The organism is Bradyrhizobium sp. 17 (assembly GCF_023073515.1).
GTDB lineage: Bacteria > Pseudomonadota > Alphaproteobacteria > Rhizobiales > Xanthobacteraceae > Bradyrhizobium > Bradyrhizobium canariense_D.
Window position 1 is genome coordinate 129,254 of sequence record NZ_JADPJQ010000105.1, and the last position, 23,310, is coordinate 152,563.

General features: G+C 64.9%; 21 protein-coding genes. 14 read left to right on the forward strand and 7 right to left on the reverse strand.

The window, feature by feature from the left end; translation table 11 throughout:
* Window positions 1-54: 54 nt before the first annotated feature.
* Entirely contained in the window at window positions 55-1,497 is a 1,443-nt protein-coding gene (locus IVB13_RS19585) for a hypothetical protein (protein ID WP_247490098.1), read from the forward strand.
* Between the two features lies 1 nt (window position 1,498).
* Here the strand turns inward: IVB13_RS19585 and IVB13_RS19590 are convergent, their stop codons facing one another.
* The 7 genes from IVB13_RS19590 to IVB13_RS19620 all read right to left on the reverse strand — a co-directional run bounded on the left by IVB13_RS19590 (window position 1,499) and on the right by IVB13_RS19620 (window position 7,095).
* Window positions 1,499-2,182, reverse strand: coding sequence for a class I SAM-dependent methyltransferase (locus tag IVB13_RS19590; RefSeq protein ID WP_162496368.1), 684 nt, complete (start codon window positions 2,180-2,182; stop codon window positions 1,499-1,501).
* An 8-nt stretch (window positions 2,183-2,190) separates the two neighbouring features.
* On the reverse strand, window positions 2,191-3,186 hold the full coding sequence (locus IVB13_RS40470; protein ID WP_085352302.1) for a glycosyltransferase family 2 protein: 996 nt from the start codon (window positions 3,184-3,186) through the stop codon (window positions 2,191-2,193).
* 175 nt (window positions 3,187-3,361) lie between these two features.
* Window positions 3,362-4,924, reverse strand: a complete 1,563-nt coding sequence (locus IVB13_RS19600) for a hypothetical protein (protein ID WP_247490100.1) — start codon at window positions 4,922-4,924, stop codon at window positions 3,362-3,364.
* A 185-nt stretch (window positions 4,925-5,109) separates the two neighbouring features.
* A complete protein-coding gene (locus IVB13_RS19605; RefSeq protein WP_018458549.1) occupies window positions 5,110-5,274 on the reverse strand; it encodes a Flp family type IVb pilin in 165 nt (54 codons plus the stop codon).
* A gap of 192 nt (window positions 5,275-5,466) precedes the next feature.
* Window positions 5,467-5,649: a hypothetical protein gene (locus IVB13_RS19610; RefSeq protein ID WP_018458550.1), complete on the reverse strand. Its 183-nt coding sequence runs from the start codon at window positions 5,647-5,649 to the stop codon at window positions 5,467-5,469.
* A 168-nt stretch (window positions 5,650-5,817) separates the two neighbouring features.
* Window positions 5,818-6,054 (reverse strand): hypothetical protein, encoded by a 237-nt coding sequence (locus IVB13_RS19615; RefSeq protein WP_018458551.1) that lies wholly within the window; start codon window positions 6,052-6,054, stop codon window positions 5,818-5,820.
* A gap of 57 nt (window positions 6,055-6,111) precedes the next feature.
* Window positions 6,112-7,095 carry a Ku protein gene (locus tag IVB13_RS19620; protein ID WP_247455583.1) on the reverse strand — a complete coding sequence of 328 codons (984 nt, stop codon included), beginning with the start codon at window positions 7,093-7,095 and terminating at the stop codon, window positions 6,112-6,114.
* A 233-nt stretch (window positions 7,096-7,328) separates the two neighbouring features.
* Here IVB13_RS19620 and IVB13_RS19625 point away from each other — a divergent pair, with 233 nt between their 5' ends.
* The 13 genes from IVB13_RS19625 (at window position 7,329) to IVB13_RS19685 (ending at window position 23,279) form a co-directional block, all read left to right on the forward strand.
* Window positions 7,329-7,484 carry a hypothetical protein gene (locus IVB13_RS19625; RefSeq protein WP_007593402.1) on the forward strand — a complete coding sequence of 52 codons (156 nt, stop codon included), beginning with the start codon at window positions 7,329-7,331 and terminating at the stop codon, window positions 7,482-7,484.
* 231 nt (window positions 7,485-7,715) lie between these two features.
* A complete protein-coding gene (locus IVB13_RS19630; RefSeq protein WP_018458554.1) occupies window positions 7,716-8,387 on the forward strand; it encodes a response regulator transcription factor in 672 nt (223 codons plus the stop codon).
* 121 nt (window positions 8,388-8,508) lie between these two features.
* Window positions 8,509-9,885, forward strand: coding sequence for a sensor histidine kinase (locus IVB13_RS19635; protein WP_018458555.1), 1,377 nt, complete (start codon window positions 8,509-8,511; stop codon window positions 9,883-9,885).
* A gap of 158 nt (window positions 9,886-10,043) precedes the next feature.
* Window positions 10,044-11,444 (forward strand): hypothetical protein, encoded by a 1,401-nt coding sequence (locus tag IVB13_RS19640; protein ID WP_018458556.1) that lies wholly within the window; start codon window positions 10,044-10,046, stop codon window positions 11,442-11,444.
* 100 nt (window positions 11,445-11,544) lie between these two features.
* A complete protein-coding gene (locus tag IVB13_RS19645) occupies window positions 11,545-11,814 on the forward strand; it encodes a hypothetical protein (RefSeq protein ID WP_007593394.1) in 270 nt (89 codons plus the stop codon).
* Between the two features lie 131 nt (window positions 11,815-11,945).
* Window positions 11,946-13,061, forward strand: coding sequence for a c-type cytochrome biogenesis protein CcmI (ccmI, locus tag IVB13_RS19650; protein WP_026233608.1), 1,116 nt, complete (start codon window positions 11,946-11,948; stop codon window positions 13,059-13,061).
* Between the two features lie 37 nt (window positions 13,062-13,098).
* Window positions 13,099-13,608 (forward strand): cytochrome c maturation protein CcmE, encoded by a 510-nt coding sequence (gene ccmE / locus IVB13_RS19655; protein WP_026233609.1) that lies wholly within the window; start codon window positions 13,099-13,101, stop codon window positions 13,606-13,608.
* A complete protein-coding gene (locus tag IVB13_RS19660) occupies window positions 13,605-15,587 on the forward strand; it encodes a heme lyase CcmF/NrfE family subunit (RefSeq protein ID WP_247490102.1) in 1,983 nt (660 codons plus the stop codon). The genes ccmE and IVB13_RS19660 overlap by 4 nt, the downstream gene beginning before the upstream one ends.
* 4 nt (window positions 15,588-15,591) lie before the next feature.
* Window positions 15,592-16,074: a cytochrome c-type biogenesis protein gene (locus IVB13_RS19665; protein ID WP_026233610.1), complete on the forward strand. Its 483-nt coding sequence runs from the start codon at window positions 15,592-15,594 to the stop codon at window positions 16,072-16,074.
* A gap of 232 nt (window positions 16,075-16,306) precedes the next feature.
* Window positions 16,307-17,890 carry a Do family serine endopeptidase gene (locus tag IVB13_RS19670; RefSeq protein WP_247490104.1) on the forward strand — a complete coding sequence of 528 codons (1,584 nt, stop codon included), beginning with the start codon at window positions 16,307-16,309 and terminating at the stop codon, window positions 17,888-17,890.
* Between the two features lie 283 nt (window positions 17,891-18,173).
* Window positions 18,174-18,854, forward strand: a complete 681-nt coding sequence (locus IVB13_RS19675) for a response regulator transcription factor (RefSeq protein WP_035969420.1) — start codon at window positions 18,174-18,176, stop codon at window positions 18,852-18,854.
* Entirely contained in the window at window positions 18,838-20,292 is a 1,455-nt protein-coding gene (locus tag IVB13_RS19680; protein WP_247394488.1) for an ATP-binding protein, read from the forward strand. Before IVB13_RS19675 ends, IVB13_RS19680 begins: the two co-directional genes overlap by 17 nt.
* Window positions 20,289-23,279: a bifunctional [glutamine synthetase] adenylyltransferase/[glutamine synthetase]-adenylyl-L-tyrosine phosphorylase gene (locus IVB13_RS19685; RefSeq protein WP_247490106.1), complete on the forward strand. Its 2,991-nt coding sequence runs from the start codon at window positions 20,289-20,291 to the stop codon at window positions 23,277-23,279. Before IVB13_RS19680 ends, IVB13_RS19685 begins: the two co-directional genes overlap by 4 nt.
* Window positions 23,280-23,310 lie beyond the last annotated feature (31 nt).

Consider the following 23,310-nt stretch of genomic DNA (forward strand, 5'->3'; position numbering starts at 1 on the left):
GGCCCTGTCAAGTCAAAGAGGAATTTAACGCTTGCGCCCTAACTTGCGCTCGCCATGAGTGACCAGGTCGTCCACAGCGAGGTTCAACCGTTTTCGGCGCGTGCGGCGCTTCCCGGGCTGGTGAGCCTTGGCGTCTATGGCCTGCTGCTGATCCTTGGACCGCGGCTGCTCAATGATCCCGACAGCTATTCCCACATCGAGGTCGGGCGCTGGATCATTGCGCACGGCACGCTGCCGGCGACCGACCCATTTTCTTTTTCGAGGCACGGCGCCCCCTGGATCACCTTCGAATGGCTCTCGGAGGTCATCTACGCCGGAGCCTACGCGCTTGCCGGCTGGCAGGGCGTCCTCGTCGTCGCCGCCGCGGCGATAGCGCTCGCCTTTGGCCTGTTCACGTTCTTCCTGCTGCGCGAGCTTTCGCCGACCCAGACATTGCTCATGGTGATCGCGGCCGTCATCCTGTTGGCGCCGCATATGCTGGCGCGGCCACATGTGCTGGTGCTGCCGCTGATGGTGACCTGGGCGGCTGCCCTGGTACGCTGCATGGATCGTGAAGGGCCTCCGCCGTACTGGGCCCTTCCGCTGCTGGTCGTGTGGGCCAATCTGCACGGCAGTGTGGTGCTGGCACTTGGACTGATCGGGCCTGCGGGGCTCGAGGCGCTGCTGCGCGAGAAGCGCAGCGAATGGCCACGCGTATTCCTGCGATGGCTACCGTTCACCGCGCTCGCGGTCGCGGCCTCCTGCCTGACGCCCTACGGGCCGGAACCGCTGCTGATGCCGCTGACCACACTCGGCCTCGGCCCGGCGCTCGGGTGGATCGCGGAATGGCGGCCGCAGGATTTCAGCCACATAGGTTTCTTCGAGTTGCTGCTGCTGGCCGGCATCTTCGCGCTCTCGCGTGGCGTGACGCTGCCGGTCGTGCGGGCCTTGGTCGTGATCGGCTTGCTGCATTTCGCGCTGGTCCAGATCCGCAATGCGGATCTGCTGGCCATGCTGGCGCCGCTCTATCTGGCGGCTCCGCTGGGGCGGAAGTTCGGCGGACCGATTGGGGAAGACGCCGGCTCGTCACGCGGCCTGAACCTCGCCGTGCTCGGTGTGCTGATCGTGGTAAGCGGGGCGACGCTGGCCCGGGATATACGGCCGGCTCCGGCCATTACCCCTCAGGCTGCCATCGCTGAAGCCAACCTCGCCGCAGCGGGGCACGTGCTCAACGATTATACCTTCGGTGGCTATTTGATCTCTGCCGGCATTCCCACCTTTATCGACGGTCGCGGTGAACTGTACGGGGGAGCGTTCATCAACCGCTACAATCGCGCCCTGGCGCTCGTCGATCTCGGCGACTTTCTCAGATTGCTCGACGAATACAGCATCGGCGCGACGTTGCTCGCGCCGGGGACGCCGGCTATAGCGATGCTGGACCGGCTGCCCCAATGGCAGCGCGTCTACAGCGACGACGTGGCGGTCGTGCACAAGCGGCGAGATATACCGCAAAGATAGATCAAGCGGTCCCGTAGGCGGCGTATTGGCCGCCGAGCGGCACGCCGCTCAGGGTCGCTTCGAGACGCCGCGACGGCTTGGTGTCCCAGGGCAGCAGCAGGAAATGGCGCGCACCGATCTCGCGCAAGCCGCCGGCAGCCATCAATTTTCGGGTTGTGCCGGCCCCGAGCAAGACGGCGTCCCGGTCGAACTCACAACGCGCGACGGCAAGACGGGTCAGCGGGTTGTACGGATTGTGCTCGATGACGCAGACGAGTCCACCGGGGCGCGTCACGCGCCGCATCTCCGCGATGAATTGCGCCCATTCCGTTGGCACGAGATGGTGCATCACGCAGACGGCCGTGACCAGATCGAAGCTGGCATCGTCGAAAGGAAAGGTGCGGCCGTCGAACTCACGGTAGTCGACCCTGCCGTTGTCAGCGCGCGCCTGCGCCAGGCTGGCCGACGAGACGTCGATGCCGCTCAAGCGGCCGACCATGCCGTGCAGCAGTGGATGAAGGCTGCCTACGCCGCAGCCGACGTCCAGCATGTCGGGCCTCTCCGTGTCGAGCCGCTGCGCGATCAGGTTGCCCAGCAGATCGGCCTTGGCGCGCATGAAGAAATGATGCGGCAAGCCGGAGAAGTCGATCGAGGATTGGACCACGTCACGGTAGTTGTCGTGATAGCCGTCGAAGAGCTCGGTCATGCGCTGTGTCACTCGTTGACGGCGTGGATCGCGGGTGCGGCTGCCGCCTCGTTGCGGTCGAAGCCAGCGCGGGTCTGCACCACGTAGAGCGGTCGACGTTTCACCTCGGCATGGATGCGGCCGACGTAAAGCCCCACGATACCCGTCATCAGCATGTTCATTCCACACAGCAGGGACACGACGACCATCGTCGAGGACCAGCCGGTCACGAGATGACTATCGTTGCTGAGCCACAACAGGATCACCCAGCCGCCATAGAGCAGTGCCAGACCTGAGACCGTCAATCCGCACCAGATTGCCAGGCGCAAGGGCAGATCGGAAAAGCCGAGCGCGGCGTTCATCGCGAGCCGCAGCATCTTGAACAGCGGATATTTGGTCTCGCCCGCTGCTCGCTCGAGGCGGTGGAAGGTGACCTCCGCCTGCCGGAAGCCGAGCCAGGCGATCATGCCGCGTACGAAGCGGTCCTGCTCCGGCATCTGCCGAAGCGCGTCGAGCACCTTGCGATCGATCAGGCGGAAGTCGCCGACGTCGGCGGGGATGCCGACCGAGGACATCCTGCCGAGAAGCCGGTAGAACAGATGCGCGGTCGCGCGCTTGAATCGGCTTTCGCCGTCGCGCGACAGGCGGCGGGCGTGGACGATGTCGTTGCCTTCCTGCCATTTTGCGATCAATTGCTCGATCACTTCGGGCGGATCCTGCAAATCGGCATCCATGACGATGATCGCTTCACCTTGCGCGGCGTCCATGCCGGCGGTGATGGCGATCTGATGCCCGAAATTTCGCGACAGGCCGATATAGCGAAAGCGCGGGTCGCGCGTGGCGAGCGCCTGTAGCACGATCGAACTGGAATCGCTGCTGCCGTCGTCAACGAAGATCGCCTCTGCCGGCCCGTCGAGCCGGGACAAGACCAGGTCGAGCCTGCGCAGCAGCACCGGCAGCACGGCTTCCTCGTTGAACACGGGGATGACGAGGCTGTAGCGGATCGACTGGAAATTGGCCGCCATGCGAGAGAGTCCAACTCGTTGCAGGAGCGGAAGTCTATGCCGGCGGTGGTTAAGGTCGCCTTGCCACAACCATTAAGGATATGGGGCACCGCGGTGGCTTCCAAAAGGCGGGTGCAGATGGTGATGCCCGATTAACCACGCTGGGCAGCCGCGGCTTCGGCCTAGGACTTGCGGTCTAGGACTTGCGGCGGATCTTGTAGAGAACAAATCGCTCAGAGGTGTCCAGCGCTTCCAGCAGATCCGGCAGCGGGTTTGCGGCTCGCGGCCCGAGGACATAGAGATAGTCGAAGTCCTGATGCCAGGTGCGGACGAACGGCGGAACGCCTGCCGGCGGCCGGCTTGCCGCAATCGCGGTAAGCACGCCCAGCGGCACCGGCCCCCCGTAGGGAATGGCAAGACGGCGCACGTCCTCGCGTGGCCGCACGGGCTGCTTGCCCGCTTCCGTGAATAGATTGGGCACGAACGCGTTGGCATAGTGCACGGCCAGCGTAGGTGCATAGTACATCGGATATGAGGTGAGGTCGGCGAAGGGCGGGTCTCCATTGTCGTCCGTGCTGGCGACGAGGATGCGCGAGCCGCGATCGATCTTGTGGAACGACTCGACGATGGCCGCATAGTCGGTGCGGTAAGGCAGCCACACCGTGAGCACGACGGCGAGATTGATCAGTATGACGCCACTGATCGCGGCGAGCGCTGCCATTCTCCACGCCCGGCTGGGCAGCGTCAGCGAGCAGAAGGCCGGCAGGATCAGAGCCGCAGCGGGAATGACGCGCAGGTCGACGAACGAGGTTCCGAACAGCTTCGAGGGAATGACGACGTAGAGCAGCGCGAAGCCGATCGCGAGCCAGGTCCCGGCTGTTTCGAGCTTGAGGACGCCGCGTCTTGCGGCGAAGAACAGCGAGACCATCAGCGTAAGCCCCGTCGCCGCTGCGATCGTCAGATTGTAACCGTTCATGATGCGCAACGGCCAGATCGGCTTGAATCCGATGAACCAGCTCGTTCCTTCGCTTCCGATCGATCCCGCGGTCATGCGCATGATCCCAAAGAGGGCAAGCGCCGGTATGGCCAACGCGCCGAGCCGCGCGGCGGCGACCCCGTACGACCTTCGCCCATGGCGGATGCGCGAGAGCTCGTAGACGCCGAGCGTCGCGCCATAGACGCCGAGGGAGAAGAAATGCGCCGCAAACAGCGCAGCGACGAAGACCATGTTGACGACGAAACGCAGTGGCCATGGGCGCTCCGCGAGCATCAGATAGACGGCGATGCCGCAAAGAGCGAGGCCCAGTCCGAACTCGAAATTCACGAAGCCCCAGCTGAACGGCAGACAGTAAAGGAAAGCGAGCGCCGCAAAGCCGGCGAGATGGACCCGTCCCTTCCGGGCCCATTCGAGCAAAAGCGCGCCTCCGACGATCAGCAATTGGCTCAGGAGCAGAAACAGGCGCGTGGCGTTCTCGACGTTGATCAGCCGCGCCATTCGCGGGACCAGCAGATCCATTCCAAGGTTGGGATAGAATGCCCAGGCCACTTCGTAATACGGATTGGCATTGGGAGTGCCGTTCTGGCTCAGAATGTACATCCGGGCGAGATGATTGGGATAGTCGACCATCGCGGGGATAGGGGTCAGCAGCACCGGAAGAAACGACAGGGCCGCCAGGACAGCAAGGACGCTGATCGGCGTCGATCGGTCCGAGCCAAGACGAGCCCAGATTGTCGAGGTCGGCTTGTCGGAAGGAATCATGTCATAGGGCCGCTAGAGTTTGAGCTTACGCTCTACGACGGCGCAACCGCGCGACACAACGCCAATAATGTGAACTTCGCGAAAATCAAACTGGGGTCGCCGCCGCATCGGAAGGAGGAGCCTATCATCCGGCGCGCTGCACGCGGATTCGTGCTGATGCGATTGCGGCGCGCCGGCTATGCCAGCTACTTCATCGCCGCGCTGATCGAGTTGAATTTGCTGCTCAGGAGTGCGCTGCCCGTGTTGTTCACGGCCGTGATGATCGCGAACGCGATGCCGGTGGCGATCAGACAATACTCGATGGCGGTGGCACCATTTTCGTCGGCAAGAAATGACTTGAGCAAAGTCATCGTCAACTCCTGTTCATCCGTCCAACCTAGGCTGGTGCCGTTTTCGGAATGGTAAATTGATTCACTAAGTTTTCGTGAGCGCGCCAAAACGCAGGGCGGATGGTCCTCACCTGCCGTTTGATATGGTGACATCGATTGACTTAAGGTTTCGTCACCCAATTCGGACGCATTTGGCGATGTCGTCATCCCGTCTCAGGACGAGATCTGGCGTTCCGGTGCGGCCTTGCTGGAGCGTTTCAGCACTATCGCCAGACGTCCGACCAGATAGCTGACCACGGACGGCTGCGCTCGCGCGGAGCTGCCGGCCAGGCTTTCTTCCTCGGCCGCGTCGTTGACGATGCCGATGTAATTCTTTCTGGCGTCCTGCTGCTTCACGAGCCTGCAACCCCGAGTTCAATCGAGGGGCGACGATGCTGCGCTGAGCGGGAAGCGTCGGTTAATTTTGTCTTCCGTAGGATTACGTGCCCTCCGGCCGCAGGCAGACGCTGAAAGCGCGGCTTGACTTAACGGATTGTTGAGCCTGTTCTCGAGCGGGCGCCCGGCTCACTCGCGCCGACCGTCCGCATTCAGCGCCCGCAACACCGCGATGCGGGCGAACATCATCCAGCCGCCGCCGGTCTCGGCCGCGTTGATCAGGGTTTCGATCGCGGTCTGCCAGTGGCTCGCATCCTGCGTATCCTCGGGCAGTCGCATGATGTGATCGGCAGCTTCTTGCAGCGTCCGCAGCTTGCGCCCGCCACGTAACGAGATGGGTTCGTCGAACGCGGTCGACCAGGGCATGTCAGGTCGGCCGATCGACGAGGGGCAGCATCACGGCGTCGGCGCTGTGCGATGCCGCTAGCCGGCCTTCTTCGCCCGGGCCGGCGCGCGCACCGGCTTGTCCGCCTTTTTGGGAGCGGCTTTCGCAGCAGTGTCCTTGCCGCCCTTGCCGGTGATCGGCAGCAGCATCTCACGCTGGCCTTCGACGCGCTTCTTCGGCTTCTTGCCCTTGACGGCGTCCTTGGTCACGTCCTTGGCCACCTTCGCCGCGGGGCCTGCGTCCTTCTCGTTCGCGATGCTCTTCTTCAGCGCGTCCATGAGGTTGATAACGTTGCCGCTGGTCTTGGGCGCGGCCTTTGCTGCGATGGGCGCGCCGCTGCGCTTGTTGTTGATGAGGTCGATCAGTGCGGTCTCGTAATGGTCCTCGAACAGCTCAGGCTCGAACGCGCCGGACTTCTTCTCGACGATGTGCTTTGCAAGGTCGAGCATGTCCTTGGTCAGCTTCACGTCCTGGATGTCGTCGAAATAGTCCTTCTCGCCGCGCACCTCGTAGGGGTAGCGCAGCAGCGTCCCCATCAGGCCGCTCCCGAGCGGCTCCAGCGCGATGATGTGCTCGCGGTTGGTCAGCACCACGCGGCCGATCGCGACCTTGTCCATGCTCCGGATCGTCTCGCGGATCACCGCAAATGCGTCGTGGCCGACCTTGCCGTCGGGCACGAGATAGTAGGGGCGGATCAGATAGCGGCTGTCGATGTCGGTCTTCGGTACGAACTCGTCGATCTCGATCGTGTGGGTGGACTCCAGCGCGATGTCGTCGAGCTCGTCCTTGGTGACCTCGATATAGGTGTCGGTGTCGACCTTGTAGCCCTTGACGATGTCCTCCGAAGTCACCTCGTCACCGGTCTCGGCGTCGACCTTGAGGTACTTGATCCGGTGGCCGGTCTTGCGGTTTATCTGGTTGAACGAGACTTTCTCGGTATCCGAAGTGGCCGGATAGAGCGCGACCGGGCAGGTCACGAGCGACAAACGCAGAAAACCCTTCCAATTGGCGCGGGGGGCCATGGGCTACTCCAAACGCAACGGGGACAGAAGACGAAGATACCATCGGGGAACACCGAATCATAGCAAGGCGGATCGCTGAATCTTGCAACTGCGTTAATCGGCCGCCCGGCGCGCGGTTGCAGCCCGATCCGGCTGCAAAAACCGGAACATCATATCCGATCATGCGTTGCCACTGGACATCCGCCGCGAGGAGTCGCGGCCATCCGATGCGACGGCCAGAAATTGAGGTCACCATGGCAACCACGCGAGACCAACGTCAGATCGTGGAAACTCCGACGGAGGCGCGCCAGGGCGAGCCTGGGCCGTCGGTGGCGGCGCTGCTCGCCATATCAACCGGGCTCGCGATCCTGATCCTCGCGGTCATCTGGTTCGTGTTCTTCCGGACCTGATCGGCAGATCGACCGGACGGTTTGCACCTTCCGACTCGCCGCGTAACGCGGCACATTGCGCCCGCCATGCCGTCGGTTCGTCCGGTGGCATGGCGGGCGCAGTGCGTTGACTGCGAACTGGTCGGATATGACCAAAAAGTAACGCGGCCGGTTCCCCGGTGTTCATATTCAGTTCACGCCGGAATTGCTCATCTGTGCAGGTGTTCATGCGGCCCAATTCTGGAGAGAAGCGTGCGCCTGCTCGTCGTTGAGGACGACCCCGATCTCAATCGCCAGCTTACCAAGGCGCTGACCGACGCCGGCTATGTCGTCGATCGCGCCTTCGACGGGGAGGAGGGGCATTTTCTCGGTGACAACGAGCCCTACGATGCCGTGGTGCTCGACATCGGCCTGCCGAAGAAGGACGGCATCTCGGTGCTGGAGGCCTGGCGGCGCAACGGCCGCACCATGCCGGTCCTGATCCTCACCGCGCGCGACCGCTGGAGCGACAAGGTCCAGGGCTTCGATGCCGGTGCCGACGACTATGTCGCAAAGCCGTTCCACCTGGAGGAGGTGCTGGCGCGGATCCGCGCGCTGCTGCGCCGCTCCACCGGCCACGCCCAGAGCGAGCTGACCTGCGGCCCCGTCACGCTCGACACCAGGACCGGCCGGGTCAGCGTGTCGGGTAATCCCATCAAGATGACGTCGCACGAATATCGGCTTCTGGCCTACTTGATGCACCATTCGGGGCGCGTCGTGTCCCGTACCGAGCTGGTCGAGCATCTCTACGACCAGGACTTCGACCGCGACTCCAACACGATCGAGGTCTTCGTCGGCCGCATCCGCAAGAAGCTCGACGTCGACATCATCCAGACTGTCCGTGGCCTCGGCTATCTCCTGACCCCGCCGGCCCCCGGCGCTTGAAGCGCGGTGTCTCGAACTATCTCGTCTAGACGTATCTTGGCTTGACGGGCGGCGCAGCAGGGGCCTTGTTCGGGTCATGAGTTCCGACGCCATGCCACCCCGCGCCTCCGGGATCATTCCGATGCCCGCCAGCTCGCTTGCGAACCGCCTGTTTCTGTCGGCGACCGCGTGGCTCGTCGTGATCCTGGCCATCACCGGCGTGGTGCTGTCGTCGGTCTACAAGAACGCCACCGAGCGCGCCTTCGACCGCCGGCTCAATCTCTATCTCCGCACGCTGATCGCCGAGGTCGCCACCCCCGACGAGCCGCCGGACCGCCAGTTCCAGTCGCTCGGCGAGCCCTTGTTCGAATTGCCGTTGTCCGGCTGGTACTGGCAGATCACGCGGACCGACACCGAAAAGCCGGAGGTGCGCTCCTCGCGCTCGCTCTGGGACAAGAAGCTGCCAAAGCTTGAAGAGCAGGGCACCGAGCTCACAGCCGCGGGCATCCGGATCGCTTATGTCGACGGTCCAGAGGGACAGAACCTGCGCATGGTGGAGCGGCCGGTCGATCTCGGCGCGGACGGCAAATTTCTCGTCAGTGTCGCCGGTGACGACACCGAGATTTTCGACGAGACGCGCAGTTTCGATTACTACCTCGGCGGCACCTTCACCGCGCTCGGTATCGTGTTGCTGCTGACCACCGTGTTTCAGGTCCGCTTCGGTCTCGCGCCGCTCAAGCGCATCTCCGAATCCATCGCCGACATCCGGTCCGGGCGGGCGGAGCGGCTCGAGGGCGAGTTCCCGGTCGAGATCGCACCGCTGGCGCGCGAGACCAACGCGCTGATCGACGCCAATCGCGAGATCGTGGAGCGCGCGCGCACCCATGTCGGCAATCTCGCCCACGCCATCAAGACGCCGCTCTCGGTCATCGTGAACGAGGCCGGCGCGCATGCCACCGATCCGTTCGCGGCCAAGGTGATGGAGCAGGCCGACGTGATGCGCGACCAGGTCGCCCATCATCTCGAGCGCGCGCGCATCGCGGCGCGGGTCTCGGTCGTTGCGACGGTGACGGAGGTGGCACCGGCCATCGAGGCACTGCGGCGGACCATGGAGAAGATCCACCGCGGCCGCGGCATCGTGGTCGAGGCCGAGGCCGATCCGTCGGCGAAATTTCGCGGCGAGCGGCAGGATCTGGAGGAGATGGTCGGCAACCTCGTCGACAACGCCTGCAAATGGGCGGCGTCGCGGGTCTTCATCGAAGTTCTGGCGGAAGCGCCGCAGCAGGCGAGCATCGGTCCGCGGCTGCATATCATCGTCGACGATGACGGCCGCGGCCTGTCGGAGGCCGAGCGCACCCAGGTCTCACGGCGCGGCCAGCGGCTCGACGAGTCCAAGCCCGGATCGGGCCTGGGACTGTCGATCGTGACCGAGCTCGCTGCGCTCTATGGCGGCAGCCTCTCCCTCGGCCGCGCACCGACGGGGGGCCTGCGGGCGGAGCTGGTCCTCCCCGGAATATAATCCCTTGTTCCGACGCGACTATTTGGCTTGCGGCACCCCGATCCGGACGAAACCAGGGGTATTCGGAGCGACTTCCTAAACGGCTTCTTAAGTGGCCCCACCTATGATCGAGGAGGACGGATCCCACGTCCGCCATTTACCGTTCATTACCCGGGCGCATGAGCCAGACATCGATCGAGCGGCTGAGGGACTATCTCGCGCAGCTCCCGCCGCAGGCGCAGGCGCTGCTGATGCGAGAGTTCGAGCGTGCGCTCGAGCGCGGCCAGGACACGGCCGTGGCAACCCTCGTGCTCGACCAGCTGCGCAAGATTGTCCGCAAGACGGAAGCCGACGAGGCCGCACCGCCGCGTACGGACGATCTGTCGCGGCTGCTGTTCCAGGTGCTGGAACCATTCCTCGTCGAAGCAGGCGCTCCGATCCGGGTCGGGCAGGTCCGCCGCTCCTCGCTGGCTCCGATCTGGCAATGGCTCGGCCGCGACGGTGCTCCGGACAAGCTGAAGGAACTCGAGGCGGCGCTGGCGCGCACGCCGGCCGACAGCGCAGGCCAGGTCGAAGCGCTGACCTCGAAGCTCCAGGCGGTCGCTGCGGATGCCATCTTCGAGCTGACGGGGCCGGGCGGGGGCGACAAGTCGCGTGCGCTCGCCCGCGTTGGTCCGCCCAACGTGATCGAGGACTTCTATTCGAGCGGGGCGGTGCTCGCGGTCCGCGACGCCATTGCCACCTTGAACGAGAAGCTGCCGCGCTCTTTGCGCGCCTTCGGCGATGCCCAGATCGCATCGGTGACTGCAGCGCTCAACATTCCCGTCCTCCAGACCCCGCAGATGCTGCCCTTCGCGCTCTCCATCGTCGTGCAGCGGATGACCGCGCCGTGGCAGATCATCCGCCTCGCCATCAAGATTGCCGCATCCGACGACGAGATCCGTGTTGCGGCAACGCCCTATGGCGTCGCCGTCACGATCGCGCTGCATGATCTGTCCTGCGTGGCGGCCATCCTGCGCATGGACATCAAGCGCGGCCATTTCGACAATGTCGCCGCCAATCTCAAGACGCTGCACGACGGCGTGCGAGGCCTGCGTACCGAGCTCGACCTGCGCAACGATTCTGCCTGGGGCAAGCAGTTGACCTCGATCCGGGCCGACATCTCTAACGCGCTGCAATCCGAGATCGACAGTGTTCCCGGCCGCGTCCGCCGCATCCTGCGCCAGCGCGCCGAGAAGGACATTCCGCCGGGCGCGCGGATCGACAGCACCGAGGTCGAGGAAACCGTCGCGCTGATCGATTTCGTCGCCACCTGCCGCAATTATGCGAGCGAGCTTGCGATCAACGAGGTGACACTGCGCACCTATTCCGACCTCCAGCAATATGTCGAGCGTTCGACTGAGCAGCTGGTGCAGTCGCTGCGCGGCGCCGATCACAAGGTCCGCACCTATCGGCAGCAGCAGGTGCAGGCCGCGATCCGCTTCTGCCAGGTGCTGTTCGGCGATGATTATGCCTCGCTGATGAGCCGCGCCGCGGAGAACGCGGCCACGGGCGAGCGCAAATCGTCGCGCGCTAGCTGATCCAGGCGCATATTTCAGCAGTCACAATTTCAGGTTGACGGTGTCGGTGGCTGGCCCTACGGTCGCCGTGCAGGTTTTTTATATTTCTATCCGTGGGCGCATGAAATCCGTTATCAGTTCCATCGAAATCGAGAATCGCGTCGTTGTTGCCAAATATCAAAGGCTGATGGTCGGCGCGAAGGTGGTGCTGGTCGAGAAGGCAAGCGGTCGGCAGCTTCCTGAGACCGTCACCAGGGTTGCATCACCCGTTCCCGTCGGGGCGTTGCGCATCAGATTGCCCGACGCTATCGAGCCGGGAACATATTTCCTGAAGGCCTTCAACGGGCATGGCGAGGACGCCGCTCAAAGCGCGGACTTCGAGATCGGCTAAGCCGTTGGATTTTCACCATTTCGGGACTGTGCGCGGTCGCGCCGAATTGACAATTGTCAATTGCCGCATCGTCCGGCCGTGGTGTAAAGCGACCTGTGGGCGCGGCTTGCGCGCTGCCGGAAGCTTGCCAGATGATGCTATGGTTCGTGTTCGCGCTGATGACGGTCGCGGCGATCTTCGCCGTGCTTTTGCCGCTCGGCCGTAGCGGACGCGCGCAAAATCAGGGCAGCGAGGTCGCGGTCTACAAGGACCAACTCGCCGAGATCGAGCGTGATCTTGCCGCAGGGCTGATCGCCGCGCCCGAAGCCGAGGCCGCGCGCGTCGAGGTCAGCCGCAGGCTGCTTGCCGCGGCCGGCAGCGAGCCCGCAACGGCACCGAAATCCAGCCTCAAATGGCGCCGCGCGGCGGCCGTGCTGGCGCTTGCCGGCCTGCCGCTGGTTGCGATTGGTGTCTATGTGCCGCTCGGCTCGCCCAGGCTTCAGGACTTTCCACTGGCGCAGCGGGAGCGCGGATCCGGGTCCGGCATGGCGCAGTCGCTCGAGAATCTGGTCGTACAGGTCGAGCAACATCTGGAAAAGAATCCGACCGACGGGCGCGGCTGGAACGTGATCGCGCCCGTGCTGGAACGGCTCGGTCGCTTCGACGACGCCGTGCGCGCCTATCGCAACTCGCTCACCTACAATGGCGAGAGCGCGGAGCGCCGGTCCGATCTCGGCGAAGCGATCTCGGCCGCCGCCGGCGGCGTCGTGACCGCCGAAGCCAAGACCGAGTTCGAGCGCGCGCGCGCGCTCAGCGCCGACGACCCCAAGGCGAACTATTTTCTCGGTCTCGCCGCCGAGCAGGACGGCCGCAAGGCCGATGCCGCCAATATCTGGCGCGCGCTGCTGGCGAAAGCGCCGGCGGATGCGCCGTGGCGACCTCTGGTGCAGACCTCGCTCGCGCGGGTCGGTGGCGGTGGCGCGACGATGCCGGCGCTGTCGGATGAGACCCTCGCAGCTTCCAAGGACATGAAAGAGGTCGATCGCAACGCGATGGTTCGCGGCATGGTCGAACGGCTCGCCACGCGCCTCAAGCAGAACGGCGACGACGTCGAGGGTTGGCTGCGCCTGGTGCGCGCCTATCTCGTCATGGGTGATCGCGACAAGGCGGTGGGGGCATCGACCGATGCCCGCCAGGCGGTTGCCAACGATGCAGCACGGTTGCGCCAGCTTGATGAAGGCCTCAAGACACTCGGGCTCGACGGATGATGATGTCAGGACGAGACGGGCAGGGAATGGATACGCCATGACGCGCAAGCAGCGACGTATGACCATCATCGGCGGCTCGCTTGCCGTGCTCGCCCTCGCGGCCGCGCTGGTGCTCAACGCTCTGCGCGATTCCATCGTGTTCTTCTCGACGCCGACCATGGTCGCCGAGAAGCACGTTGCGCCCGGCAAGCGGTTTCGCCTCGGCGGCCTGGTGCAGCCCGGCTCGCTCCAGCGCGGCGACAATCTCGCTGTGACCTTCGAGGTCGCCGACGGCGGCGCAAAGCTTCCGGTCGCCTTCAAGGGCATTTTGCCCGATCTGTTCCGCGAAGGGCAGGGCGTCGTCGCCGAAGGCGCGCTCGATGCTGACGGCGTGTTCAAGGCCGACACCGTGCTCGCCAAGCACGACGAGACCTACATGCCAAAGGACGTCGCCGATGCCCTGAAGAAGCAGGGGCACTGGAAGGATGATTACGGCGCCAAAGCTTCCGACGGCGTCAAGCCCGCGGCCACGACCGCGCAGGGCAATCCGCAGGGAGCAGTTCGGTGATCGCGGAGTCAGGACATTACGCGCTGGTGCTGGCGCTCGGACTGGCACTGATCCAGTCCATCGTGCCCCTGATCGGCGCGCGGCTGCGCGATGACGCGCTGATGAATGTGGCGCGCTCCACTGCGCTGGCGCAGCTTCTGTTCGTCGGTGCGTCGTTCATCGCGCTTGTGATGCTGCACGTGGAGTCGGACTTCTCCGTCGTCAACGTCTACGAGAATTCCCACTCCATGAAGCCGCTGCTCTACAAGATCACTGGCGTGTGGGGAAACCATGAAGGCTCGATGCTCTTGTGGGTGTCGATCCTCGCGCTGTTCGGCGGATTGCTCGCGGCCTTCGGCAACAATCTGCCGCTGTCGCTGCGCGCGCACGTGCTGGCCGTACAGGCGTGGATCGCCAGCGCCTTCTATCTCTTCATCCTGGTGACCTCCAACCCGTTCCTGCGCATCACCAACCCGCCGATCGAGGGACGCGATCTCAATCCGGTGCTTCAGGACATCGGTCTCGCCGTGCATCCGCCGATGCTCTATCTCGGCTATGTCGGCTTCTCAATTTCGTTTTCCTTCGCGATCGCGGCGTTGCTGGAGGGGCGGATCGATGCCGCCTGGGCGCGTTGGGTGCGGCCGTGGACGCTGGTCGCCTGGATCTTCCTGACGCTCGGTATCGCCATGGGCTCGTACTGGGCCTATTACGAACTGGGTTGGGGCGGCTGGTGGTTCTGGGACCCGGTCGAGAACGCCTCGCTGATGCCTTGGCTTGCCGGCACCGCGCTGCTTCATTCGGCTCTGGTGATGGAGAAGCGCAACGCGCTGAAGGTCTGGACCATCCTCTTGTCGATCTTGACCTTCTCGCTATCGCTGCTTGGGACCTTCCTGGTGCGCTCGGGGGTCATCACCTCGGTGCATGCCTTCGCGACCGATCCAACCCGCGGGGTGTTCATTCTCCTGATTCTCTGCCTGTTCATCGGGGGCAGCCTGTCGCTGTTCGCGGGGCGCGCGACGTCGTTGAAGCAGGGCGGCCTGTTTGCACCGATCTCGCGCGAGGGTGCGCTGGTGCTGAACAATCTGCTGCTCACTGTGGCCTGCGCGGTGGTGCTGTTCGGCACGCTCTATCCGCTGGCGATGGAGATGCTCGCCGATTTCAAGATGTCGGTCGGCGCGCCGTTCTACAATCTCACCTTCGCTCCGCTGTTCACGCTATTGCTGCTCGCCGTGCCGTTCGGGCCGATGCTGGCGTGGAAACGCGGCGATCTGCTAGGCGTCACCCAACGCCTGCTGGCGGCCGGCGTTGCCGGGCTTATCGCCGTCGCGATGGTCTGGGGCTGGGTGCGCGGCGGCAGCGCGCTCGCGCCATTGGCAATCGGACTTGGCGTCTTCGTCATTGCCGGCGCCGTCACGGATCTGGCCGAACGAACCGGCTTGTTCCGGCTGCCGTTCGCGACGACGCTGCATCGTGCCCGCGGTCTGCCGCGCTCGGCCTGGGGCTCGGTATTTGCGCATGCCGGCCTCGGCGTTGCGCTGATCGGAATCGTCTGCGAGACCACCTGGAACAGCGAATATATCGCGACGATGAAGCAGAACGACGTCGCCCATGTCGCCGGCTATGACGTCAAGCTGGACGGCCTGTTTCAGCGCCAGGGACCGAACTTCCACGAGATGATCGCCGAATTCAACGTCAGCCACGACGGCGAGATGCTCAGCGTGATGACGCCGTCCAAGCGCAGCTTCACCACCCGCGGCTCCTCGACCACCGAGGCCGCGCTGCTGACGCGCGGCGCCAGCCAGCTCTACATCTCGCTCGGCGACGCCACTGCCGAAGGCGCCATTGCCGTGCGCATCTATCACAAGCCGCTGGTGCTGCTGATCTGGTGGGGACCGGTGCTGATGGCGTTCGGCGGCGTGCTATCGCTGTCGGACCGGCGCCTGCGAGTCGGCGCGCCGAAACCGGCGCGTGCCAAGCAGCGCCTGCAGCCGGCGGAGTGATCTGATGCGCCGAATGATGGTCGCGTTCATCGCGCTGATGCTGCTGGCCTTGCCTGCGGCGCATGCCGTGCAGCCGGACGAGATCATGTCGGATCCGGTGAAGGAGTCGCGTGCACGCGATCTGTCGCGTGAGCTGCGCTGCATGGTCTGCCAGAACCAGTCGATCGACGATTCCGATGCGCCGCTGGCGCGCGATTTGCGGCTCCTGGTGCGCGAGCGTATCGCGGCCGGCGACAGCAATTCGCAAGTGCTCGATTTCCTGGTCGCGCGCTACGGCGAGTTCGTGCTGCTCAAGCCGCGCTTCGAGCGCCAGAACATGCTGCTGTGGCTGCTCGCGCCGTTGCTGCTGATTGGCGGCAGCCTGGCGCTATGGCTGCAAATCCGCCGGCGCGCGCGAAATGGTGCAGACCTACCGGCTCCGCCGCTCACGCCCGACGAGGAAGCGCGGCTCGCCGCATTGATGGCGGATGAAGCCAAATCCAGCTAGCTACGTTGCTGCGCGCATCAAGCCGGCACTGCGCGGGGGGTCCTGGAACTTGGTTAAGTTCCTGCAGGTTCACTAGTTTTGGCCGCGATAAACTGCCGCATCCGCATGTCCGGTTCATTACAAAAGTTTAACCCCGCCGCCAGCGCACGGTAAGGCGACAGCCCCCATCTTCAGGTCCGTAAGGTGCCGCCGTCAGGCGCCAAATGGATTTCAAGGCCCTGGAGATCTCTGCATGACCGACCGTTCCGACCTCTCGAACCTTCCGTCCTACCGGCAGCCCCGCCGGCCCGTTTTCTCGGCCCGCAAGATCGCGCTGATGGCCTCGGTCGTCGCCGGCCTCGGCGCCGCCGTCTACGGCTTCGGCACGTCAACCTCGCCCGCCGACCTGTTCTCGAGCCCGGCACATGCACAGGTCAACAACGAGGTCCGCAAGGTCGAACGCCCGATCGGCTTTGCCGACATTGTCGAGCGCGTGAAACCGTCGGTCATCTCGGTGAAGGTCAACATGAAGGAGAAGACCGCGAGCAACGATGACGGCGATGATTCCTCCTCGCCGTTCCAGCCGGGCTCGCCGATGGAGCGGTTCTTCCGCCGCTTCGGCGGTCCGGATGGTATCCCTGGCCTAAAGGGTGGTGGCGGTCGTGGCCGCGTCGTGCAGGGCCAGGGCTCCGGCTTCTTCATCTCGGCTGACGGCTTTGCCGTGACCAACAACCACGTGGTCGACGGCGCCGACAAGGTCGAGGTCACCACCGACGACGGCAAGACCTACACCGCCAAGGTGATCGGTACCGACCAGCGCACCGACCTTGCCTTGATCAAGGTCGAGGGCAGCTCGAACTTCCCGTTCGCGAAGCTTGCCGACGGCAAGCCGCGGATCGGCGACTGGGTGCTCGCGGTGGGCAACCCGTTCGGCCTCGGCGGCACCGTGACTGCCGGCATCGTTTCGGCCAGCGGCCGCGACATCGGCAACGGCCCCTACGACGATTTCATCCAGATCGACGCCCCCGTGAACAAGGGCAATTCCGGCGGTCCCGCGTTCGACACCAATGGTGAGGTGATGGGCGTCAACACCGCGATCTACTCGCCTTCCGGCGGCAGCGTCGGCATCGCGTTCTCGATCCCCGCCAGCACCGTGAAGAGCGTGGTGGCGCAGCTCAAGGACAAGGGCTCGGTCAGCCGCGGCTGGATCGGCGTGCAGATCCAGCCGGTGACACCCGACATCGCAGACAGCCTCGGCATGAAGAAGGCCGAAGGTGCGCTGGTTGCGGAGCCGCAGGCGAATGGTCCGGCGGCCAAGGCCGGCATCGAGTCCGGTGACGTGATCACGTCGGTCAACGGCGAATCGGTCAAGGACGCGCGCGAGCTCGCCCGCACCATTGGCGGCCTGGCGCCCGGCGCGACCGTGAAGCTCAACGTGCTGCACAAGGGCCAGGACAAGGTGGTGAACCTCACCCTCGGCCAGCTGCCGAACACGATCGAAGCCAAGGCCGACATCGACAAGGACAGCGGCAAGGGCGCGAGCCGCGGCACCGACGTGCCCAAGCTCGGCATGACCGTCGCGCCCGCCGATTCCGTGGCCGGCGCCGGCAAGGAAGGCGTCGTGGTCACCGAAGTCGATCCGAAGAGCGCCGCAGCCGAACGCGGCTTCAAGGAAGGTGACGTGATTCTCGAAGTCGGCGGCAAGAGCGTGAGCACCGCCGGCGAAGTTCGCGACGCCATCAACACGGCGCGGACTGACAACAAGAACAGCGTCCTGATGCGGGTGAAGAGCGGCGGTCAGTCGCGCTTCGTCGCCGTGCCCATCGCGAAGGGCTAACCAAGGGCTCGGCCTCAGGAGGCCTCCGAGATGAAGGGTGTCGCCGGCATCAGTCGCCCCCGCCGACGGCGCCCTTCGGGGGAGCAGCGCAACGTTTGCTTCCCCTATCTACCTTCCGGTGGAATACGCCCCCCTCCGTCGGAAGGCCTAGGGCGGTGAAGTCCCCCCAGCTTCACCGCCCGCCTTTTTCTCGATGCCAGAGTCTCTCACTCGGCTTGCATGCGATTGCCGCTCGCGCCATGTTTAGAGAAGGTTCACTCCCTTGACCGTTGCCGAACGCACGATGCGCCTCCTCATCATCGAAGACGACCGCGAATCCGCCGACTACCTCGTGAAGGCTTTTCGTGAGGTCGGGCACATTGCCGACCACGCCGCCGACGGCGAGGAAGGCCTTGCCATGGCCGAGAACGGCGATTACGACGTGCTGGTGGTCGACCGCATGCTGCCCAAGCGCGACGGCCTGTCGGTGATCGGCGCGCTCCGCGACAAGGACGATTCGACGCCAGTGCTGATTCTCTCCGCGCTCGGCCAGGTCGACGACCGCATCAAGGGCCTGCGCGCTGGCGGCGACGATTATCTGCCGAAACCCTATTCCTTCGCCGAGCTGTTGGCCCGGGTCGAGGTGCTGTCGCGCCGCCGCGGCGGTCCGGCCGAGGACACGCTGTACCGCGTCGGCGATCTCGAGCTCGACCGGCTCTCCCATCGCGTCGCGCGCGGCAAGGACGAGCTGACGCTCCAGCCGCGCGAATTCCGCCTGCTCGAATACCTCATGAAGCATGCGGGCCAGGTGGTGACCCGCACCATGCTGCTGGAGAACGTCTGGGACTATCATTTCGATCCGCAGACCAACGTCATCGACGTGCACATTTCGCGGCTGCGCTCCAAGATCGACAAGGGTTTTGAGCGGCCGCTGCTGCACACGATCCGCGGCGCGGGATACATGATCCGTGACGGCATTCGGTAAACTCGTCCGCACCACGGCATTCCGGCTGACGCTGGTCTATTTGCTGTTGTTCGCGATGTTCGCGGCCTCGCTGCTGGCCTATTTCGCCTGGAATACGCGGCGGCTGATCACCGAGGAGATCACGCAGACAGTCAATGCCGAGACCTCGGAGATCAGCGAGATCTACGGCCGCCGCGGCTTGCGCGCTCTCGTGCTCGCGATCGAGTACCGGGCGCTGCGTCCGGGTGCCAACCTCTATCTCGTGACGACGCCGACCGGGCAGGCGATCGCCGGTAATGTCGGCTCGCTGGCGCCCGGCGTGATGGCGAAGCGCGGCTGGTCCGAGACCGCCTACCGGCGTATCGAGGACGCCGACGATCGCGACCACCTTGCGCTCGTCCGCGTCACCGAACTGGAAAACGGCTTCCGGCTTCTGATCGGACGCGATCTGGCCGAGCGGCGACGGCTGTTCGGCATCGTGGCGAAGGCCGCGCAATGGTCGATCCTGATCGTCGTTGTGCTCGGCCTGGGCGGCGGCATCTTTGTGGCGCGCAGGGTTTTGAGGCGCATCGATGCGATGAGCGGCACCGCCCATCGGATCATGACTGGCGATCTCAGCGAACGCCTGCCGGTAGGGCGCAGCGGCGACGAGCTCGACCGTCTCGCCGAAAATCTCAACGCCATGCTGGAGCGGATCGAGGCGCTGATGGCGGGGCTGAAGGAGGTCTCCGACAACATCGCCCACGATCTCAAGACGCCGCTGACGCGCCTGCGCAACCGCGCCGAGGAGGCGCTGGCGAAATCCGGCGGCGAGGCCGATTACCGCGCCGCGCTGGAGCGGACCATCGAGGAATCCGACGGGCTGATCCGTACCTTCAACGCGCTTCTGATGATCGCGCGCGCCGAGTCCGGGCAGGCGCGCGGCAACATGGATGATTTCGACGCGGCCGATGTCGCCAACGGCATTCACGAACTCTACGAGCCGCTGGCCGAAGACGACGGCATGACTTTGAAGGTCAGGTGCGAGCCGACGCCGGTTCACGCCAACCGCGAGTTGATCAGCCAAGCCCTCGCCAATCTTGTCGAGAATGCGATCAAATACGGCAAGCCGGTCGCGCAATCCGCGGGAACCGTGGTCAGCATGGAGGGCAGGCAGATCACGATCGAATCGAGGCGCGAGGGCGATCAGGTGCTGCTCAGCGTCACCGATCGCGGTCCCGGAATCCCCGAAGGCGACCGCAAGCATGTGGTGGAACGATTCGTGCGGCTGGAAGCGAGCCGCACGCTGCCTGGATCCGGCCTCGGTCTCAGTCTCGCCTCCGCGGTCGCGACATTGCATGGCGGTGAGTTAAGGTTGGGTGACGCCCAGCCCGGTCTTGTCGCCACGCTGGTGCTGCCGGCGCGCGCGGGCGACAGGGTTGCTCCGCCAATGCCGGATGTGCCACAGAAGGTGGCATGAACCACTCCGCGCCGGGAAACGCGGACAAGCATGGTGAGAGACTTGCCGCACGCTTCGCGGAGGCTCCCCATATTGCCGCTTCCGTCACCGACCAAGGACGTTTTGAAAGCTGGCTGGCCGAGCTCGAGCCAGCGCAATTCACCCGTCTTGAAACGCTGCTGGCTCATCCCTTCGCGCGGGACACGCTGGCTGGCATCGCGGAATTTTCGCTTTATCTGTTCGAACTGGTGCGCGCTGATCCGCAGCGCCTGATCCGGCTGCTGGAATGCGATCCGGATGCGCATCTCGCCACGCTGATCGCGGAGGCGAACGGCGCCGTGCTCGCGGCATCCGATGAAGCCGAGGTGATGCGGCTGCTTCGCCGCATGAAGGCGGAGGCCGCGCTCCTGATCGCATTGTGCGACATCGGCGGGGTCTGGCCGGTGATGCGGGTGACCGCAGCGCTCACCAATGTCGCGGTGTCCTCGGTGCGGGCGGCGCTTCAGTACCTCCTGCGGCAGGAAGCCGCACGTGGCAAGCTCTCGCCGCCCAATCCCGAGGCGCCGGAGGAGGGCTGCGGGCTGATCGTGCTTGCGATGGGCAAGATGGGCGCAGGCGAGCTGAACTATTCCAGCGACATCGATCTCATCGTGTTCTTCGATCCCGACAATACGACGCTCGCCGCCGATATCGAACCCCAGCCGTTCTTCGTGAGGGTGACGCAGGGGATGGCGCGCATTCTCCAGCAGCGCACTTATGACGGCTACGTCTTCCGCGTCGATCTGCGCCTGCGTCCCGATCCATCCTCGACGCAGGTGGCGATTTCGCGCGACGCCGCGCTGAACTATTACGAGCGGGAAGGGCGTACCTGGGAGCGCGCCGCGATGATCAAGGCGCGAGCCTGCGCCGGCGATCCCAGGGCGGGCGCGGCGCTGCTCGCGGAGATCGCGCCCTTCGTCTGGCGCAAGCATCTCGACTTTGCCGCGCTTGCCGACGTTCACGACATGAAGCGGCAGATGCAGACCTATCGCGGCCAGAGCGAGGTTGCGGTCGAAGGGCACAACGTGAAGGTCGGGCGCGGCGGAATCCGCGAGATCGAGTTCTTCGCCCAGACCCAGCAATTGATCGCCGGGGGGCGACATCCCGAACTGCGTGTGCGGCCGACGCTCGCCGCGCTCGGCGTGCTTGCTTCCAGCAACTGGATCACGGTTTCGGCGCGTGACGAGCTGACCACGGCCTACCAATTCCTGCGCCGGGTCGAGCATCGCCTCCAGATGATCGCAGACGAGCAGACCCACACGCTGCCCGAGGACAAGGAGGCGGTCGAGCGTTTCGCCTGGTTCTTCGGCTATCCGGATCGCGAGGCCTTTGCCCGCGACCTTCTGCGGCAGCTCGAGATCGTCCAGGGCCACTACGAAAAACTGTTCGAAGGCGACGATCCGACCGGCACGGCCAAGCTGCCGGCGCTCGACTACAGTGCGGGTCCCGACGATCCGCGGCTGCTTCAGTATCTGGCCACGCTCGGCTTCAAGAAGCCTGCCGCCGTCGCGCAGACCGTGCGTGACTGGATCACCGGCGAGTACCGCGTGTTCCGCGTCGAAGCGACGCGCAACGCATTCGTCGAATTCGTGCCGGCTCTCATCGACGGTCTCGCTCATGCCGAGGAGCCGGATCGGGCCGTCGTGGCGTTCGACCATTTCCTTGGAGCGCTTCAGCGCGGCGGCCGGCTGATCACGCTGCTCGGGCAGAACCGCGATCTCGTCGCACTGGTCGCCCTGGTGCTGGGCGCGGCGCCCCGACTCGGCGAGATGCTGGCGCGGCAGCCGCAGCTCATGGACGGCCTGATCGATCCGCGCTTCTTCGGTGCCATGCCCGACAGGCAGGAATTGTCGGGGCGGCTTGCGAGCACGGTGCAGGATGCCGGCTCTTACGAAGAGTTCCTCGACCGCCTGCGCCTGTTCGGGCAGGAGAGCCTGTTCCTGATCGGCACGCGCATTCTCTCGGGCACGGTCTCGGCGCAGCAAGCGAGCACGGCCTTTGCTGACGTCGCCGAGGGCATCGTCCATACCGTGCATGGCCTCGTCGCCGACCGCTTCGCCGCCCAGCATGGCCGGATCAAGGGGCAGGAGACCGCGATCATCGCGATGGGCCGGCTCGGCAGCCGCGAGATGACCGCGTCGTCCGATCTCGACCTGATCCTGCTTTACGATTTCGACGGCGACAGTCCGGACTCCGACGGTGCGAAGTCGCTGCAAGGTGCACATTACTTCGCGCGTTTCACCCAACGCCTGATCAGCGCGTTCACGACGCGCACCAATTACGGAGTGCTCTACGAGATCGACATGCGGCTGCGCCCTTCGGGGCGTGCCGGCCCTGTGGCCTCGAGCCTCGTCTCGTTCGCGGACTACCAGGCCAACGAGGCCTGGACCTGGGAGCACATGGCGCTGACGCGCGCGCGCGTCGTGTCCGCTTCGCCCGAATTCCGGGAACGGATCGAGCGCGTCATCCGCGATGTCCTGACCCGCCGCCGCGATCCCGGAATCATCGCCAACGATGTTGCCGACATGCGGCGCGCGATCGCCCAGGAGAAGGGCGAGGCCGATTGCTGGGATCTCAAATATGCCGCCGGCGGCATGGTCGACATCGATTTCATCGCGCAATATCTCCAGCTCGTGCATGCGCACGAGAAGCCGGAGATTCTCGACGCCGGCACCATGCAGGTGCTGGAAAATGCATGTAGGCTTGGCGTGCTCGCGCAATCGGAGACCGAGATATTGCGGGCCGCGGCGCGGATGTATCACGACCTGACGCAGATCCTGCGGCTCTGCGTCAGCGACCGGTTCAAGCCGGAGACCGCCGGCACCGACCTTCTGCGCGTGATGGCACGCGCCGGCGATGCGCCGCATTTCTCCTCGCTGGAGGCGCGCGTGAAGGAGACGCAGAGCGAGGTGCGCCGTGTCTTCAGGGCGCTGCTGGAAGGGACGTCGTCGTCGGCTTCAGCGAGGTGAGCGCCTCCCGCACGTTCGGCTCCAAGCCCGC